The 17,282-nt window shown below is 46.6% G+C and carries 12 protein-coding genes and 1 tRNA gene; 6 read left to right on the top strand and 7 right to left on the bottom strand.

Translation table 11 applies throughout. The annotated features are described in order from the left end of the window. Positions 1 to 212: 212 nt before the first annotated feature. The 3 genes from GC096_RS34440 to GC096_RS34430 form a co-directional block, all read right to left on the bottom strand. Positions 213 to 650 (bottom strand): MarR family winged helix-turn-helix transcriptional regulator, encoded by a 438-nt coding sequence (locus tag GC096_RS34440; RefSeq protein WP_171637034.1) that lies wholly within the window; start codon positions 648 to 650, stop codon positions 213 to 215. Between the two features lie 87 nt (positions 651 to 737). Then, a complete protein-coding gene (locus tag GC096_RS34435; protein WP_171637032.1) occupies positions 738 to 1,364 on the bottom strand; it encodes a hypothetical protein in 627 nt (208 codons plus the stop codon). Between the two features lie 175 nt (positions 1,365 to 1,539). Then, on the bottom strand, positions 1,540 to 2,253 hold the full coding sequence (locus GC096_RS34430) for a response regulator transcription factor (RefSeq protein WP_171637030.1): 714 nt from the start codon (positions 2,251 to 2,253) through the stop codon (positions 1,540 to 1,542). Between the two features lie 299 nt (positions 2,254 to 2,552). Between GC096_RS34430 and GC096_RS34425 the strand changes: the two genes are divergently transcribed. Beyond that, on the top strand, positions 2,553 to 3,791 hold the full coding sequence (locus GC096_RS34425) for a GGDEF/EAL domain-containing response regulator (RefSeq protein ID WP_171637028.1): 1,239 nt from the start codon (positions 2,553 to 2,555) through the stop codon (positions 3,789 to 3,791). Positions 3,792 to 3,868: 77 nt separating this feature from the next. After that, a complete protein-coding gene (locus GC096_RS34420; RefSeq protein ID WP_171637026.1) occupies positions 3,869 to 7,123 on the top strand; it encodes a response regulator in 3,255 nt (1,084 codons plus the stop codon). 439 nt (positions 7,124 to 7,562) lie between these two features. Here GC096_RS34420 and GC096_RS34415 read toward each other — a convergent pair whose 3' ends face one another. The 4 genes from GC096_RS34415 to GC096_RS34400 form a co-directional block, all read right to left on the bottom strand. Then, positions 7,563 to 7,925, bottom strand: coding sequence for a DUF5658 family protein (locus tag GC096_RS34415; protein WP_171637024.1), 363 nt, complete (start codon positions 7,923 to 7,925; stop codon positions 7,563 to 7,565). A 155-nt stretch (positions 7,926 to 8,080) separates the two neighbouring features. Beyond that, positions 8,081 to 8,152, bottom strand: a tRNA-Lys gene (locus GC096_RS34410). A 120-nt stretch (positions 8,153 to 8,272) separates the two neighbouring features. Beyond that, complete coding sequence (locus tag GC096_RS34405) at positions 8,273 to 9,829, bottom strand: ABC-F family ATP-binding cassette domain-containing protein (protein WP_171637022.1); 1,557 nt, start codon at positions 9,827 to 9,829, stop codon at positions 8,273 to 8,275. A gap of 95 nt (positions 9,830 to 9,924) precedes the next feature. After that, the gene (locus GC096_RS34400) at positions 9,925 to 10,668 is read right to left on the bottom strand and encodes a spermidine synthase (RefSeq protein WP_246303172.1); all 744 of its coding nucleotides are present in this window, start codon (positions 10,666 to 10,668) and stop codon (positions 9,925 to 9,927) included. A gap of 260 nt (positions 10,669 to 10,928) precedes the next feature. On the opposite strand from GC096_RS34400, the gene GC096_RS34395 reads away from it, so the two are divergent. The 4 genes from GC096_RS34395 to GC096_RS34380 all read left to right on the top strand — a co-directional run bounded on the left by GC096_RS34395 (position 10,929) and on the right by GC096_RS34380 (position 17,277). Continuing rightward, positions 10,929 to 14,546: a glycoside hydrolase family 44 protein gene (locus GC096_RS34395; protein ID WP_171637018.1), complete on the top strand. Its 3,618-nt coding sequence runs from the start codon at positions 10,929 to 10,931 to the stop codon at positions 14,544 to 14,546. Between the two features lie 22 nt (positions 14,547 to 14,568). Continuing rightward, positions 14,569 to 15,288, top strand: a complete 720-nt coding sequence (locus tag GC096_RS34390; protein WP_171637016.1) for a stalk domain-containing protein — start codon at positions 14,569 to 14,571, stop codon at positions 15,286 to 15,288. A 187-nt stretch (positions 15,289 to 15,475) separates the two neighbouring features. Beyond that, positions 15,476 to 16,435 (top strand): carbohydrate ABC transporter permease, encoded by a 960-nt coding sequence (locus tag GC096_RS34385; RefSeq protein WP_171637014.1) that lies wholly within the window; start codon positions 15,476 to 15,478, stop codon positions 16,433 to 16,435. Continuing rightward, positions 16,432 to 17,277: a carbohydrate ABC transporter permease gene (locus GC096_RS34380; protein WP_171637012.1), complete on the top strand. Its 846-nt coding sequence runs from the start codon at positions 16,432 to 16,434 to the stop codon at positions 17,275 to 17,277. Before GC096_RS34385 ends, GC096_RS34380 begins: the two co-directional genes overlap by 4 nt. Positions 17,278 to 17,282 lie beyond the last annotated feature (5 nt).

Below are 17,282 nucleotides of genomic sequence, written 5' to 3'. Positions count from 1 at the left end.
AAAAAAACACCTGTAACAACTTGTTGAACTTTCATCTTCATTCCCCTCCCCCCATTATAGATAACTAATAATTAGCTGTAATAATTCCCGCTTATATTTAGCCTACCTAAACAGTAGGGCGGAGAAATACCTGGTTAATTAAATGCCTTAAACGAGGTCATTCCCAATAAACGACCTCTTTTAAGGCTGGTTCTATCGCAGATTGGGGTCTATTAAGAATCCTTCGGAAGATGTGCGTGGATCTTCTTCATCCAAACAAGAAGGAGGGACGCTTCCTCTGGTGCTAAGCTTTGCCTAAGATGCTGCTCAAGTTCGGTGATCATGGCTATGCAAATGGCGCGGTGGGCATGCCCAGATTCCGTTAGATAGACGTGCTTCACCCGTGCGTCCAGATCATCAGACTTGCGTAAAACCCAGCCCCCTGCAACGAGCGTGTCGATCAGATTGGTCAAGGAGGCCGGACGGATCTTCAGCTTCTCATGCAACACTTTCTGCGTAAGTCCATCCCCGAATGTCCACAGTATTTCAAGAACATTCACCTGTGAAGCCGTCAATCCATACACGGCTAGCTTCTGATCATAGAGAAGGTTGAAATCTCGATAGATTTGCTTAATCCAATAGCCTAAATGGCTTTGTAAAGGATGTGTCATTTTATTTAGTCACCCTAATTAAATATACAAAATAAAAGCCACCCTGACAAGTGACTTTAGCAACGCATATTCCCGTGTTGAATTTACTTAGATTAGCCCTGTTAAGGAATTGGATTCCAACGTGTGCGGCATGAACTTAGAGGCGCCTGATTTGAACAATCCCGCTAGAATAACACAATGCAAGGCGATAACCTCCTGCACCCACAAGGGTTTCGAAGGGGAATTAGCAGCAAAGGTATGATTCTCTTGAAGGGCCAATTGCTGCGCAAATAGAAGAAAATCTTCGCGTAAGCAATAGCGATCCTGTTCAAGCTCAATGGCTGAGTGTTGCAGGGCATGAAGTCCTCTGCCGATACAAGCGAAAGTCTGTAAGGTAGGCGGCAAGCGACAAGACAGCCATTTGATACACAGTGCGATCTGCCTTTGGTTAGGAGCTTTTCGTAAGTTGAATTGATGATTCAGATCGAGGATGCCGTTGGGTATGACATGGAGGGTTTCTAGTGAGGAGCTCAAGATATGTATATGATTTTCCCCCACATGAATGATATCGAGATGGTTCGGAATTTCTGCAGCCCAGACAGGCTTTTTCAGAGCGACTAGATGATCTTCCGTTCCATGCTCAGCGTGCTCTGTGCTGTCGGCTAACAAATCGGATAATTCGTTCTTTTCTTGACCTAGCGTATCTAGCTTCCTCATGTACTTATCATTGTGCATTCGAATACCTCACCTGTAAGTTACATAGTTATAATTACCGCTTACGGCAGCGGTTCAGAATTTAAATGATAAAGGTACGGAACTGGAAAGTCAACCCATTTTTTACTAATTTTAATAATGAATACAAAAAAATAAGACCCAATCCACTCTTGGATCAGGTCAACATGTAATTGGCTTAGATAACAAATTTATAGCCTACGCCCCATACGGTCTTAATATATTTTGGCTCTTTGGGATTGATCTCGATTTTCCTGCGCAAATTCGTAATATGTACATCGATCGCCCGTTCATTTATGTAGGAGTCGAATCCGCGTAAAGCATTGATCAGGTCCTCGCGACGGTATACCCGTTCAGGATGTTCAACTAGCAATCGAATGAGCTCAAACTCAGAGAAGGTCATTTCGATCGATTCACCTCGTACGTGCAAGGTTCGTTTCTCTAAATTAATTTGGAGCTCCATGGCGGGAACGGTAATCCGTTGGCGAATCGGGGTAGGAGTAGCAAGTTGCTGCTCAGCGGGTAGTTCCTTTTTGAAGCGGCGTAATAGGACTTGGATGCGTGCCTTCATTTCATGCATACTGAATGGTTTGCATAAATAATCATCGGCACCAACGGTAAAGGCTTCGATTTTCTCGCTGACTTTGGAATTAGAGGAGATGATAATAATCGGAACAGGTGTTAGCCCTCGTAAGGAATTGCATAGCTCTGTACCTTCAAAGTCTGGAAGAATAAGATCAAGTAGAATCAGATCGGGTTGGAAATTGTGTAAGGCCGTTAGACCCTCCTGTCCATTGTGGCACCTGAGAACTAAGAAATCTTCCTCCTTCAGATACATGCAGATCATCTCACCGATAATATCATCGTCCTCAATTAATAGAACTCTGTCCATTAGAAGTTCCCCCTAACGCATAGTTTTCTAATTTGAAATTCGTAAAAGTGATGAGGTGAGTGAAATTGCTAATATTTAGCTAATAATTCTATTATACGCTGTCGAATTTTAAGAGTAAACCGTTTTCATCTAGGAAATTCAAAAAAATGTTAGTAAAATATTAGCGAAAAGAAGGTGTGAAATTCATAGGATTTAAGTAAGTAACCTAATAAGTGGAAAGTATACTGGTAGTATAAGTAAGAATGGCTTGAAGAGGTGGCGGGGAAATGAGTCTGATAGGCAGGCATGGAGTACTACTAGTGAGTAGGTTGGAACGAACACAGGGGGTCATTGCGACCATATTAAAGCAGGATGAACAGCTTATACTGTCAGAGGTTGTAGCAGATGGCAGTGCAGCACTAGCATGTGTGTTTCGTGACAGGCCGGACTTGATCCTCATTGATATGGACTTACCTGATTTACTGGGACTTTCGGCACTTCAATTAATCATGGACCATAGCCCTATTCCTGTAATCATATTAAGTACACTGACATCAGAAGGCTCGGCTCAAACGATCCAAGCGATGCGTTTTGGTGCAGTCGATTATTTCCATAAAGAGATGTTGGTTTCGGGTTTGGAGGGAGGAGGGGTAGTCACCTACTTCCTCGAACGTTGCAAGCTTGCCGTTCAAAATGGCGTTAAAGGCGTATATCCTGCAACCACGCACACAGACGGTTACATGGATAGTTTGCAGCCGGGTGCTCCGTTAATTAATGGCGCTTTGCTGCAGAGACGGATGGATATTGAAGCGCATCTTCGACATGCCATCTCGAAAGAAGAATTTAATCTTGTCTATCAGCCTGTTGTTGATATTAGTACGAGTTGTGTTGTCGGGATGGAGTGTCTACTACGCTGGGACAATGTTGATGTCGGCTTTGTTCCGCCTTCGGAATTTATTTCGATTGCCGAAGAAAGCGGGCTTATCCACGATATTGGGGAGTGGGTGCTGCGAGAAGCATGCAGACAAAACCGAAAATGGCAGCTTTCGGGCTTGCCACCGATGTTTGTAGCTGTTAATTTATCACGCAAGCAGTTCAATGATTGTCGCTTAAGTGGAATCATAGCAAAAATTTTGGAGGAAACCGGCTTAGAGCCCAAGTACTTAGAGATTGAAATTACAGAAAGCCTAAGTGTGGATGCGAGACTAGCCGCGGATACAATAGGGAAACTCAAAGAGCTGGGTCTGCGTATTGCCATGGATGATTTCGGAACAGGTTATAGCTCGCTTGGCTACCTGCGTGACCTCCCGGTGGATAAAATAAAGATAGATCAATCTTTTATTAAAGGGTTACAACACGGCCAAGTGAACGCAATTATTGTGAGTACTATGCTCTCCATGGCGAAGCAGTTGAACCTCTCTGTCGTCGCAGAAGGCGTTGAAACCGAAGAAGAATTGCAGGTGCTGCGCGAGTATGGCTGCCGCTTCGTTCAAGGCTATTATTTTAGCAAACCAGTGGAAGTTAGACATATTGAAGAAATGTTGTATCAACTAGCCTAACCGAAATGATAGAATGATGAAGGATAAGTTAGAAGCGTATCCGCACTAGAGTCAGAAACGGGTTGGTGATTGTTCTGTTGCGTGATTTGATTGTCAATTTTGCGTTAATAACGGTCTTTGTCGTAGTTGTGGAACATTTCTTCCTTGTCATGAAGCTGGATCAGAAGCCAACCTGGTTACATAAAGTCTATATCGGATTGGCACATGGTGCGCTTGTGGTCATCTTGATGAATTTCAGTATTCAAATGGCGCCACAGGTGAGTTTGAATTTCCGTGGTGTCGGTCTGCTGCTAGCTGCCTATATGGGAGGAATGGTTTCTCTATTCATTACGTTTGCTAGTGTGTGGATAGCTAGATTTGTCGTGGAAGGTGCGATTTCGTTACCGCTTTTGTTCATTGGCCTCGGAGCGATTACTGGAACTGGCATCATTTTTGCCCAAGTAAAAACGTATTGGATGAGATGGCTGTATGCGTCTACGTTCTTTTTTGTCTTTTATTATGCCATGATATGGCTCGTATTCGGGACATCGCTGGATGTTATCTTGAAATACGTCAGTTATCAGTTCATGTGTGTTTTTGTAATCGCTTGCTTCATGCGGTATTTGCTTCGAAATCGGGAATATAAAGGGCAGATTCGACAGGTTGAGGAAGAGTTGCTGGACATGCTGCGGTTTCAACCGGGATTCACGTTTAAGCTGCATAAACACCGCGATGAATTCGTGTATATCGTTATTGAAGGACAGCTGCTGGAGATGTTAGGTCTGAAACCCAGCCAATTTATTGGCAAGAAAATCAGTGAAGTGAATGTATTTAACGAATCTTTTATGGCTCGTATCCAACAATATTACGAAAAGGCATGGCAGGGCGAACGAGTCAATTATGAGTATGACTATAACGGTTTTACAATCCTAGTCAGTCTACAGCCCATCTATAAATATGGTCACGTGATTGAATTGATCGCTTCTGCTTGTGATGTTACGGAGCAACGCGCTGCATTAATTAAAGCAAGAACTAGGGATGAACAGTATCGGACCTTGGTAGAAAACTCGGAAGATTTCATATTTCGATTTCGATTGGATGGTACCATTGCTTCGTCCAACAGTAAGATGTATCTGACGTATCAATTGGATGCCGACCAGGTGAAAGGAAAGCTGCTAACAGAATTGGTCCAAATGGACGAGCCAGAAACATGGGAAATAGGGTTCGAGCAAACCATTCTGGAGCGAAAAACGCAACAGTTCGGTATTCACCTCCTGCATCCGGATGGGTCCGAGCATGCCTACAATGTGACGTTGTCGCCTCTATTCACGGAATGTGAGAAGGACATCGATGGTGTAACGGGAACAGTCCACGATATTACGGATCTGAAGAAGCGGGAAGAAGCCGATCAGTCTAACAGGGCTAAGAGTCAGTTCTTAGCTAGGATGAGTCATGAAATACGTACGCCGCTCAACGGGATCATCGGTTTGTCTTTGCTTTTACAAAGGACAGAGCTAACGACCATTCAGCAGGATTATTTAAGCAAAATTGATTCATCCTCTAACGTTCTGTTGGCTACGATTAATGATATTCTTGACTTCTCGAAACTTGAAGCGGGTAAAATGTCACTAGAAACGGTAGATTTCTCTCTGGAGGCATCACTCCAAAAGGTGGCCGATCTTACGAGTGTATCGCTAGGCAAAAACCGAATCGAGATTATACTCGAAACGTCGGAGGACCTGCCTGATCGCGTCAGTGGTGATCCGTTTCGGTTAGAGCAAGTGCTCATTAATCTAACGAATAATGCCATTAAGTTTACCAAGAGGGGCTATTTGCGATTGAAAGTTGCTCTAGAGGAAAGATCAGATGAGGATTATTTACTCTCGTTTTCCATGGAGGATACGGGCATCGGAATCTCTAAGGAGCAGCTCTCGAAGCTCTTCGTTCCGTTCTCGCAAGCAGATACGTCGATGAGTCGGCGATATGGGGGGACAGGCTTAGGGCTCGTCATCTGCCAACATTTAGTACAGTCTATGGGCGGTGTCCTGCAAGTTGAATCGACTCTAGGTCAAGGCAGCCGATTCTATTTTAACTTAGTGCTAGGGAAAGCCCATGCCGAAGAGGAAGTGCAGCCTGCTAACGTACAGACAAAGCTTAATTCTTGTCAGAGTCAGCGAATTCGGATTGCCGAAGATCATCCTCTTGTTGCTAAGCATATCGCGGAATTACTCGAGGCGATGCACTTGAAGACAGATCGCGTAGCGACAGCGTCGGAACTAGTAGCTGCGTTAGAAAAGGATGCGTGGAACGACTCGCCTATTGATTATGTGCTTCTCGATATGCAAATGGAAGATCTCGAGTACCAGGATGGGTTAGAGCGAGTGATCGCACCTATTGACCGTTCACGTACGAAGATAATCGCTTATACGACACTGGATGGCAGAGAATGGATGTCGGAGTTGCCAGAGGCTTTGCAAGCGGATGTTGTGCTCGTGAAGCCTGTAAGTAGATCGAATCTGAAGCTGGCGATCGAGGGGCTAGCTCAGAGGGAGGTCCGCACGGTTGCATCGGAAACTACTCCCATGACTCACACGGAAGCGGAGCAGGCAACGGAGTCCAAAGGGAACATTCTCGTGGTTGAGGACAATGAGATCAATCAGCTCGTCATCTCTGAGCAATTGAAGCAATTGGGCTATCACACGGTGATCGCACAGAATGGCCTCGAAGCTTTAGAATTAGCTGACAGCCAGCCATGGAAGCTGATTCTCATGGATGTACATATGCCAGAGATGGATGGCTATGAGGCTACCCAGAAGCTGAGACAGCGCAAATATTTGAATCTCGTGCCGATCGTAGCACTCACGGCGAATATGCTTATGCAGGATCGCATGCAGCTGCTGAAGCTCGGCATGAATGATTTGCTTATTAAACCAATTACGGAACGGCAGCTGACAGATATGTTAGGGAAATGGAATCAATTGAGCTTGTTGAACCAATACCCAGGCGTTGGTGTGGAGCAATTGCTGCAGAATATCGATCAGAAGCTGCATATTTTCCAGTATATGATGGAGAAATTTAAGCAGGATTATCATCACTTCTATGATCAGTTGATCCCATTTATAGATGGCGGGGAGCTTGTTGCTGTTAAAAGAAAGATCCACACCCTGAAAGGGATCGCTGTGAATTTCTACGCAGATGCGCTGGTGACGGAGGTGCTCGCTATGGAGAAGGAGCTGGAGAATGGCACCCATCCACAGGAAGCCTTACACATTCTGAAGCGAATTCAGCATGAGATCGATGCAATTCTTGGACAGGGCAACAATCCTATCATCGTGTTAAGTGAAGCTCATTAAATAAATGCAGACGAAAAGGCCTGATGTTGACGTTGATACCGAGTAGACGGTAGACGTACATCAGGCCTCTATTTTTTCGCCATAAGGCATGCTGGTTGGAAGTTTCGTAAACGGTGCTCCATGCAAATAGATGGATTTTATACTGTTATATTTCGGGGTTTTCCGATCAATCGCTCAATAGATGGAGAACCTACAGTTAATTTTAACCATTTTAATCAATATGAACAAAACTGGCGGTTTTAACTGCATATTTTACAGCTAAATCGAGTTTTCGAAGAAATTTCTCGTAAATAACTGCAGGTTTTCCAGTTACTACAACTGTGCTGTGCACGGTGTACGTGTTCCTCCAACCTACAGACGCCACCAACATCGTCTGAAATCCCGTTGGATTGACGGTGTTGCAGAAATATTGCCTGTATGTGTTCATACGATAAGGTAGCTAGGCAGAACCAGCGACATACGTAAGCCCATAAGAAAGCCAGACGAAATGATACACATTGACGGCTGCATAAACGATAACAGTGAGGGTTAGGCAGGGCTGCACCCACAATTTCTGGCGAATATAGGGATATATGAGCATTAGTGCGAGAGGGAATATGAGTTTCACGAGATAATACGCGATGATGTGCCATTCGTAGAGATGGCGGATGAACGGATTGGCCTCTTGAATGAGGGCTAGCTGCAAGCCGATATCGGTGAATAGTGCGTCGAAAAAGCAGAGAATGAGCAGCAATACCAGCCGTTTGCTCTTAAACATGGATCGAACAACAAGCATACGGTTCCTCGCTTTCCGTGGCTTCATTCGGATGCGTTCCGGAGCATCGGGCAGGTCAGAGATGAGGAGGACGAATCCTGTTATTGATACATAATGTATCATCTCGAAGGCAGTTTGTCCAGTTACACCGGCGTATAAGAAAATCCCCCTGCGATCCGATGAAGATCGAGGGGGATTCGTTATAGGCCCGGTGGGGGTCGAACCCACAACCTACCGGTTAAGAGCCGGTTGCTCTGCCATTGAGCTACGGACCTAAGATCGCTTAATTGTAACATGCTACGTAAGATGGGGTCAACCTATTTTCCAGAACCTGCCTTGAAATAAAGGAACTTACCCCAACGTAAATGGGGTAAGCTCTTCAAGTTACGTGTGGATTAGAATACTTTCGTCGTCCACGACTCACAGTTCCAAGTCTCTGTCACGACATCGCGATAGAAGTCCGGTTCATGGGAGATCAGGATAATGCTGCCTTTGTACGCTTTCAGTGCACGCTTCAGTTCTTCCTTCGCATCGACATCCAAATGGTTTGTCGGCTCATCGAGCACGAGCAAGTTGGTTTCACGGTTGATCAGCTTACATAGACGGACCTTCGCTTTCTCACCACCGCTGAGCACGACAATCTTGCTTTCGATATGCTTCGTCGTTAGTCCACAGCGAGCAAGCGCCGCGCGCACTTCGAATTGGTTGAGCGAAGGGAACTCGTTCCACACTTCATCAATACATGTATTGTTGTTGGACTCTTTAATTTCCTGTTGGAAATAGCCAACTTGTTGGTTTTCCCCTTTATGCACGGAACCTGACAATGCAGGTATTTCGCCTAAAATGCTGCGCAGCAACGTCGTCTTCCCGATCCCGTTGGCACCGACGAGGGCAATTTTCTGCCCACGTTCCATGCGCAGGTTAAGCGGACGGGATAACGGTGAGTCGTAACCGATAACCAGATCTGTCGCTTCAAAGATGAGCTTGCCGGCTGTGCGGCCTTCTTTGAAGTTGAACTGTGGCTTCGGTTTTTCTTTGGCAATTTCAATAACTTCCATCTTGTCGAGCTTCTTCTGTCTGGACATCGCCATATTCCGTGTGGCCACGCTCGCTTTGTTACGTTGAACGAAGTCCTTCAACTCTGAAATTTCCTGCTGTTGGCGCTTGTATGCGGACTCCAGCTGGGATTTTCTCATTTCGTGAACTTCTAGGAAATGATCGTAGTCACCCACATAGCGGTTCAAGGCTTGATTTTCCATGTGGTAGATCAAGTTGATTACACTGTTTAGGAACGGAATGTCATGTGAGATGAGGATAAAGGCATTCTCATATTCGTTCAAATAGCGTTTCAACCATTCGATATGCTGCTCATCCAAATAGTTCGTAGGCTCATCGAGGAGCAGGATGTCTGGCTTTTCTAAGAGAAGCTTCGCCAACAATACCTTCGTACGCTGTCCACCGCTCAAATCATTGACGTCTTTATCTAAGCCGATATCTGTCAGACCCAGACCGCGGGCCGTTTCTTCGATTTTGGCATCGATCATGTAGAAATCCTGATTCGTTAACGTATCTTGAATCGTTCCTACATCCTCGAGCAAGCGCTCAAGCTCTTCAGGTGAAACGTCGCCCATACGGCCATACATATCGTTCATTTCTTGTTCCATATCGAAGAGATACTGGAAAGCACCTTTCAACACGTCGCGCATCGTCATGCCTTTGCTAAGTACCGCATGTTGATCGAGGTAACCAACGCGCATGCGCTTGGACCATTCGACTTTCCCATCGTCAGGTTGCAGCTTGCCGGTAATGATGTTCATGAAGGTCGATTTCCCTTCACCATTTGCGCCAATAAGTCCGATGTGCTCGCCTTTCAACAGGCGGAAGGATACATCGTTGAAGATCGCGCGATCCCCAAATCCGTGACTAAGTCGTTCTACATTTAATATGCTCATGAATGACACCTTTTCTATTGAACTTTTTTTCTATTTACATTTTATTATAAACGATAGGAAGCAAACAACTCCCCCAGGTGAATAAAAAAAGGAAATTAAGCTTCATCCATCAGGATATGCCCATAGCCTGGCTCTATTTCGACGAAGCCGGCCATATGGCGCATGTGGCAGATGATCGGCTTATTTTGACCAATAAGGATCATATTCTGCAGATCGCGGCGTCCCTCAGAGGGCAGGGCGAATGCTTTAACGTGGTTAAACACTTCACGAAGTGTTGTGTGAATGGCGGCGAGGAGCGGGTCATGCTCACCTTTACCCATTAGGTTCAGAAGAATAGCGCCGTCCTCGTCGAGCTTGCTGTGAGCGAGTTGGAAAAAGGTTAATGACGTTAATGACAGCGGTGTGCCCTTGTCGGTAAAAGCATCAACGAGGATGTAATCATACGTACGTGGAGGCTCGTTGCTTAGAAGCTGCCTGCCATCACCGATATGCACGTTGTCCTGGTTGTACCCGAAGTAGCGCCTGCTTAGTGCTACGACATGTTCATCCAACTCCGCAACGGTGAAGCGTTTCTCCTTCAGGTGGGAAGCGATCGTGCCGATCCCGTGACCGATAAGGAATACACGTTCAAAGTTGGGGGTATTAATCTGCATGAGATGAATCATGGCTCGTGGATATTCGAATAGGATACGATCTGGATGATCCAAATCCATCGCACCTTGCATGGCCTGATTGGAAAACTCCAAGACGCGGAAGCTCCCTTTTTCATCTGAAAAGGTGTTGGTGTCATAAATGGAGATGTCATGGTGGGCGGTTTGTTCCTTGTATAGCACGTTCAAAGATCGGATCTCCTTCGATAATAGGTATGTGGATAGTATATCATAGCGCGGCAAGCAGCATAGCAAGACACAGGGAACGTTATGACAAGTCATAGCGGAAATCGTGACGAGTTATGATGCATTTCATGACGTGGTCAGGGGAAATACAGGCGCTAAGTCCCTATCCTCTGCCTAGCGATATTGTTGATAATGAATGGGATTAGTGTGAGAAAGCATGATCCCATTATTAGCAATGTTATCCAGTACAAGGAGGTAGAAAGGTGAAACAACGTAGATTCAAAAAGGCTGCTGCCATGAGGCTGACTTTGGCTATAGCACTTGTTTTGGCTGGTTCAAATTCAGCTGGCGATTTAGGGGGGCTGCCATCGGCAGAAGCTGCAAGTATACCGGATAAATTCACGGTATTTGACGATAAGCTTCGGAGTTCCTTCGCGGATTACAGCTGGGCTAATCATAGCTTATCAGAGAAAAAGACGGTTCATACAGGCAGCAAATCCATTCGCATGAAACCAAATCATGACGATGGGCTGTATTTGTATAATGACCGTATCCTTCGAGTGTCTGATTACCCTGTGTTGGAACTGTGGTTGAACGGTGGGCTTGCAAGTGCTCAGAAGCTAGAGATTGTCCTAAATGCTGGAGGAGAACAGGTCGCTTCCATCCCGTTGAACGAATCTCATTTTCAGGCAGGTACTTGGCAGAAGGTGACAATCGAACTGGATAAGCTGGCCATACCGAACGGCCTATTCGATGGCATTCTCATTCGCGGTACGACTGCGGGTCAGCAGCCAGAGGTGTACATCGATGATATTGCATTATCAGGCCGTGTCGTAGAGACGGAGGATACAGCCGTGCTCACCGGTATTTCTGTAACGCCATCCCGTCTGAATTTGCTCACGGGTCAAACGGGGAACATCGCGGTTCAAGCAGCTTATTCCAATGGTACTTCGGCTCCTTTGACACAAGGTGCGGTGTGGAGCTCGTCGGATCCCACCGTGGCATCGGTGGCTAACGGCACCGTTCAAGCGCTGAAGGCTGGATCCTCGGTGCTGTCTGTGGTGTATGGAACAGCGCGCGCAGAGGCGACAGTGCGGATCTCGGAGATTGCGCCTCCTCCCGTTCAGGACGGCCAAGCGGCAATGAACATTTATGAGGAAGGGCTGAATGATGCCTTTCAGGATTACAGCTGGGCAACGCATAATCTCGCTGAATCTTCTGTCGTTCACACGGGTTCAAAAGCGATCTCCTTCAACCCAAGCGGTCAAGGCGGCTTATATCTATATAAGGGCAATGGAGCAGTTCAAGTGAAGGATTACGACCGCCTCGAATTTTGGATTAACGGGGGAGACGCCGGCGCACAACAGCTGGAGCTCGTATTCAACGCTGGCGGTCAAGCTGCGGCGAAGGTGGATATTGGCAGTCTGATCGAAGGCGGTAAAATTCCTGCCAATGGCTGGACGAAGGTACAGATTCAGCTGCCAGAACTGCAAATGAAAGAGCAACTATTTGACGGTTTGCTGTTTAGTGGTTTAAGTAGCGGAGAGCAAGGTACCATCTATCTGGATGATATCCGCTTACTGGAGAAGTATGTCGCACCTCCGGAATTGGTTGAAGGCGTCCTATCTCAATATGGGATGGTGCTAGCTCCTGGCGACAATGCCAAGCTTACCTATGAGGCTCGTTATTCCAATAACACAAGCGCTGATGTGAGCGACCGAGCGACTTGGACTACGAGTGATCCTAGTATCATCGCTGTAGATAAAGGCGTTTTGACGGCTACAGGAAGCGGCCTAGCGAAGCTAACGGCTGTTTATGGCACAGCATCGGCTTCCATGTACGTGCAGGTCGTTCCAGTCACACCCGAGGCGATATATCGAGATGGATTGGCTGAGGGCTATGATACATGGAGTTGGGGAACGAACAACTTTGACAATGTACAGCCAACTGCTTCGGGAACCAAGTCCATTTCGTTTCTAGCTCAAGGGTATGACGGTATTTGGATGCATCGCAATACGAAGATGGATCTCAATCATTACGCTGGGTTATCGTTGAAAATCCATGGCGGCTCCACAGGGGGACAGAAGCTGCACGTTAACTTGATGGACGATCGAAGTTTCGTCGGGGAGCTTAATCTCGACAGTGTGCTGCCAGAAGGCGTGCCGGCGAATCAATGGACGGAGGTTAAGCTGAAATTTGCTGATCTTGGTATCCGTGATCTCACGTTCGATGGTGTTGTCGTGTCAGCATGGGGTGAGCATGATCAAGGATTGGTCTATTTTGATGACATTAGCATGCTGAAGACCACATCGGTCGTTAGTTTGCCTGATCCAGAGCTCCCAACCGTCCAAGTCACCATAGACTCAACGAAAGGGCATCGAGCTTTAAGTCCTGGCATCTTTGGCGTGAATTTCGAGGATTCCCCTTCAGAAGGGCATTCCACGATGAATGTTCCGGTCAAACGCTGGGGCGGAAATGCGATGACCCGTTATAACTGGGAAATCGACACGACCAACCGTGGCGGCGACTGGTACTTCCTGAATATCGCCAACGATAACACGGACCCTTCGAAGCTGCCGAACGGTTCCTTGTCAGACCGGTTCATTCAGGATTCCAAAAACACTGGCACAGAGGTCTTACTGCAGGTGCCGACAATCGGTTGGACGCCGAAGGATCGAAAAACGAGCTGGAGCTTCTCGATTGATAAGTATGGTCAGCAGCAAGGCAACGAGTGCGATTGGCATGAGGCCTGGTGTCGCAAGGATGCAGGAAATGGCAGGAATAAGGATGGAAGTTATCTGACAGGCAACAATCCTACAGATACATCCAAGCAGGTCAGCTATGATTTCGTGAGGGGATGGGTTCAGCATATCCAGCAGCAGTTTGGTTCTTACGTGCACAACTATGCGCTCGATAATGAGCCTATGTTGTGGCCGCATTCCCATTGGGATGTTCACCCGCAAATGACAACTTATGATGAGGTTTGGAATTATACGCAAGGCTATGCTCAGGCGATCAAACAGGCAGATCCAGAGGCGAATATTTTCGGACCGGTACCGTGGGGATGGTGCGAGTATTTCTACTCGGCGAAGGACGGTTGTTCACCTGGCAAGGATATGGAGGACCATAACAACAAGCCTTATCTGGAGTGGTTTTTGGGCAAAGTAGAGGACTATCGCTTGCAAACCGGCCAACGTTTGGTCGACACGCTCGATATTCACTATTACCCGGCTGAAAATAACGTAGCATTCTCAAGCGATGAATCCAAACTCATGCGGAAACGCCGCTTTGATTCCTTGAAGTCGTTGTATGATCCGAGCTTCACCGATCCATCCTCTTGGATTCAAGAGCCCGTGAACCTGATACCTCGGATGCATGAACTCATTGCCCGCAACTCGCCGGGGATGAAGCTATCCATTTCCGAATATAACTTCGGAGACGGAACAGGCATCGGCAGCGGACTTGCGCAAGCGGAGGCGCTTGCCTTATTCGCCCGCGAAGGCGTCGATTATGCGATGCGTTGGGGAGCGCTTCTTGGCAATACGCCACTAGAAGACGCGTTCAAGTTGTACTTGGATTATGACGGACAAGGCAGCCGCATTGAAGGCGAGGTTGTCAGCGCAACGAGCTCCAACCTGAATACGATAGGCGCTTATACCATTGTATCGCCGGATGGCAAGCAATACGTGTTGCTGTTCAATAAAGACACAGCCCCACGTGAAGCCAAGCTGGAGTCGGATTTATCGCTGAATGCTGCAGCATCTGTGTACCGTTTTGATGCACAGAAGCGTCTTGCCCCAGCAGGAACCGTTCAAGGAACAAGCCAAGGCCTATCCGTGAAACTGCCAGCGATGTCTGCGACATTGATTGTCATTCCGTAATGAAGCGAAGGAGGAATCATAGATGAAAAAACGTTTGCGAAACAAAAGCATCGTCATTTCCACACTAGCCGTTATGTTCACTCTTTTTTTGACACAGCAGAGTTTAGGGGCAGGTTCATTAACGGAAATTAAAGTTTTTTTGAACACAGGTATCAAGGTTATGTTGAATGGGCAACCCTTCGAACCGACGGACAAGGACGATGGCACGAAGCTTGTACCGATTACCTATAGAGGTTCCACTTATTTACCAATGCGGGCAGTGGCCGAAGCTGCAGGGATACAAGTTACCTGGGACCCTCAAACTGAAACTGCCTACTTAGGTGAAGTAACTGGCAATATGGCTCAGAATTCCATCAGCTACATCAAAGCATCACCGGAATTTGTTTACAATGGGAATGCAACCTATCGCTTAGCAAGTAGGACACCAGAGGAGTTAACGACCGCAGACGGAACTACGCTGAACTACGGGTATGTGACTGGAGGAAGTCGTTCGGTCAATATGGAGGTCACCACGGATTTCCAATACGATAAATTTAAGGCTAGGATATGGGCGGCAGATACCTTGACTAACGATGATTTGCAGGTAAAGGTCGTGGATGAACATAATGTTACAGTGAAAGAGCTGAAAGTGAAGTCAGGTAAAATCACAGAGATTGAGCTAAACGTTAAAGATACGAAAGCCCTTCGGATCTACGTGCAAGGGGATAGAAGCATTGTAGGTGAGCCGATGTTAGGGAAATGATCGTTGATTGACGGGCAATGAATGAATATAGAATTAACCTCCTCAGCAGAATAGGCTAGGAGGTTTTTCTGTCTGGGTTGTGTTCGATAGGGATGAAGTTGTGTTCAATCCTCTCATTTTCTTGGGGAGAAGGCTCTTTTATACTGATGATAGATGAAATTACTATTAGAAAAGGGTGAGCCCCAATATGCGTACACAACCTACGACAAATGCCAGTAAACAGGCTCAAAAGCGGTTCGCCGCCTTTCATTGGAAGGGCCGCTGGGAATCGCCTGTAGCAGGGTATTTGTTCATCTCCCCATGGCTGCTTGGCTTCTTGCTCTTAACCTTATGGCCGATGATCCGATCGGTTTATTATTCCTTTACCAAATTTACGTTGCTGGACGCTCCCGATTGGATCGGCTTGAGAAACTATGAACGCATCTTCGCCGACGATGAAACGTTCAGACAGTCTCTCACAGTCACGCTGTTGTTCGTTGTCATCTCCGTGCCAATCAAGCTGGTGACTGCCCTGTTGGTCGCTATGCTGCTCAACAAGAACATAAAGGGAATTTCCATTTACCGTACATTTATTTATTTGCCATCTCTAATCGGAAGCAGTATCGCCGTCGCGGTTCTATGGAAAAACATTTTCGGAATCGACGGATTTATCAATAAGTTTTTAAGCATTTTTGGGATCGAGGGGATCAGTTGGATCAGCAGCCCAGGTACGGCTCTGGGCACATTAATTATCCTGGTGGCGTGGCAGTTCGGCTCTTCGATGGTTATTTTCCTTGCGGGGCTCAAACAAATTCCATCGGAGCTCTATGAGGCTTCTTCTGTCGATGGCGCGTCGAAGCTCAGACAATTTTTCAACATTACGCTGCCCATGCTTTCTCCGGTCTTGCTGTTTAATCTGGTGCTGCAGACGATTGGCTCGTTCCAAATGTTCACGCAGGCATTCATTATTACAAAAGGCGGTCCGATCAACTCTACGTATATGTATGCGCTGTATTTGTACGAAAGAGCTTTCGCCCGCTATGATATGGGCTACGCTTCGGCATTAGCCTGGATACTGCTTGTGATTATCGGCATCGCAACTGCCTTGATCTTCGCATCATCCCGTTACTGGGTATTCTATGAGACTGAAGGAGGCCGTAAGAAATGACACTCACGCAGCGCCGGACTCTCGGCTCCCATATTTTTTTAACCCTATTCAGTATCGTTATGGTCTATCCCATCTTGTGGTGGGTTGGAGCCGCATTCAAATCCAATGATGAGATGAGCTCGCCTAATTTGTTCCCGAAGGTATGGTTGTGGAGCAACTTCACCGACGGCTGGGTTGCGCTTCCGAAATTTACGTTCACGCACTTCTATATTAATTCTTTCGAGCTTATCGCAGGCGTGCTAATTACATCGGTGCTTTCTTGCAGTCTCGTCGCTTTCGGCTTTGCCCGACTTGACTTTCCGCTCAAAAATTTTTGGTTCTCTATCCTGATGGTCACGCTGATGCTGCCTAGTCAGGTAACGTTAGTACCGCAGTATATCATGTTCAATACATTCGGCTGGATTAATACGTATCTGCCGTTCTATGTTCCACATGCCCTAGCTGGCGGTATTGGTGGACCGTTCTTTATTTTCCTGCTCATTCAGTTCATTCGCGGACTTCCGAAGGATCTGGACGAATCGGCCAAAATTGATGGCTGCAGCTGGTTCGGCATTTACTGGCGCATCATCTTGCCACTCACCAAGCCTGCACTAGTCACGGTAGCGATCTACTGTTTCCTATGGAACTGGGATGATTTCTTCGGTCACTTGTTGTATATCAACTCAGTAGATAAATACACGGTTGGGCTGGCACTCAAATTGTTTGTAGACAGTCAATCTGCCTTGCCTTGGGGTCAATTGCTGGCGATGTCACTCGTATCCATTGTTCCTTCGTTAATTATCTTCTTTATGGCTCAGCGCCATTTTGTAGACGGCATTGCGTCAGGTGCAGTGAAGGGGTAAAATTT

The sequence above is a fragment of the Paenibacillus plantarum genome (genome assembly GCF_013141695.1).
GTDB lineage: Bacteria > Bacillota > Bacilli > Paenibacillales > NBRC-103111 > Paenibacillus_E > Paenibacillus_E plantarum.
This window is presented reverse-complemented; position numbering and strand designations above follow the sequence as displayed.

Excerpts from the sequence above, each read along its gene's own strand:
- GC096_RS34390 (WP_171637016.1), top strand. The coding sequence starts at position 14,569 with ATGAAAAAACGTTTGCGAAACAAAAGCATCGTCATTTCCACACTAGCC.
- GC096_RS34405 (WP_171637022.1), bottom strand. The coding sequence starts at position 9,829 with ATGAGCATATTAAATGTAGAACGACTTAGTCACGGATTTGGGGATCGC.
- GC096_RS34380 (WP_171637012.1), top strand. The coding sequence starts at position 16,432 with ATGACACTCACGCAGCGCCGGACTCTCGGCTCCCATATTTTTTTAACC.
- GC096_RS34415 (WP_171637024.1), bottom strand. The coding sequence starts at position 7,925 with ATGAAGCCACGGAAAGCGAGGAACCGTATGCTTGTTGTTCGATCCATG.
- GC096_RS34440 (WP_171637034.1), bottom strand. The coding sequence starts at position 650 with ATGACACATCCTTTACAAAGCCATTTAGGCTATTGGATTAAGCAAATC.
- GC096_RS34435 (WP_171637032.1), bottom strand. The coding sequence starts at position 1,364 with ATGCACAATGATAAGTACATGAGGAAGCTAGATACGCTAGGTCAAGAA.
- GC096_RS34430 (WP_171637030.1), bottom strand. The coding sequence starts at position 2,253 with ATGGACAGAGTTCTATTAATTGAGGACGATGATATTATCGGTGAGATG.
- GC096_RS34385 (WP_171637014.1), top strand. The coding sequence starts at position 15,476 with ATGCGTACACAACCTACGACAAATGCCAGTAAACAGGCTCAAAAGCGG.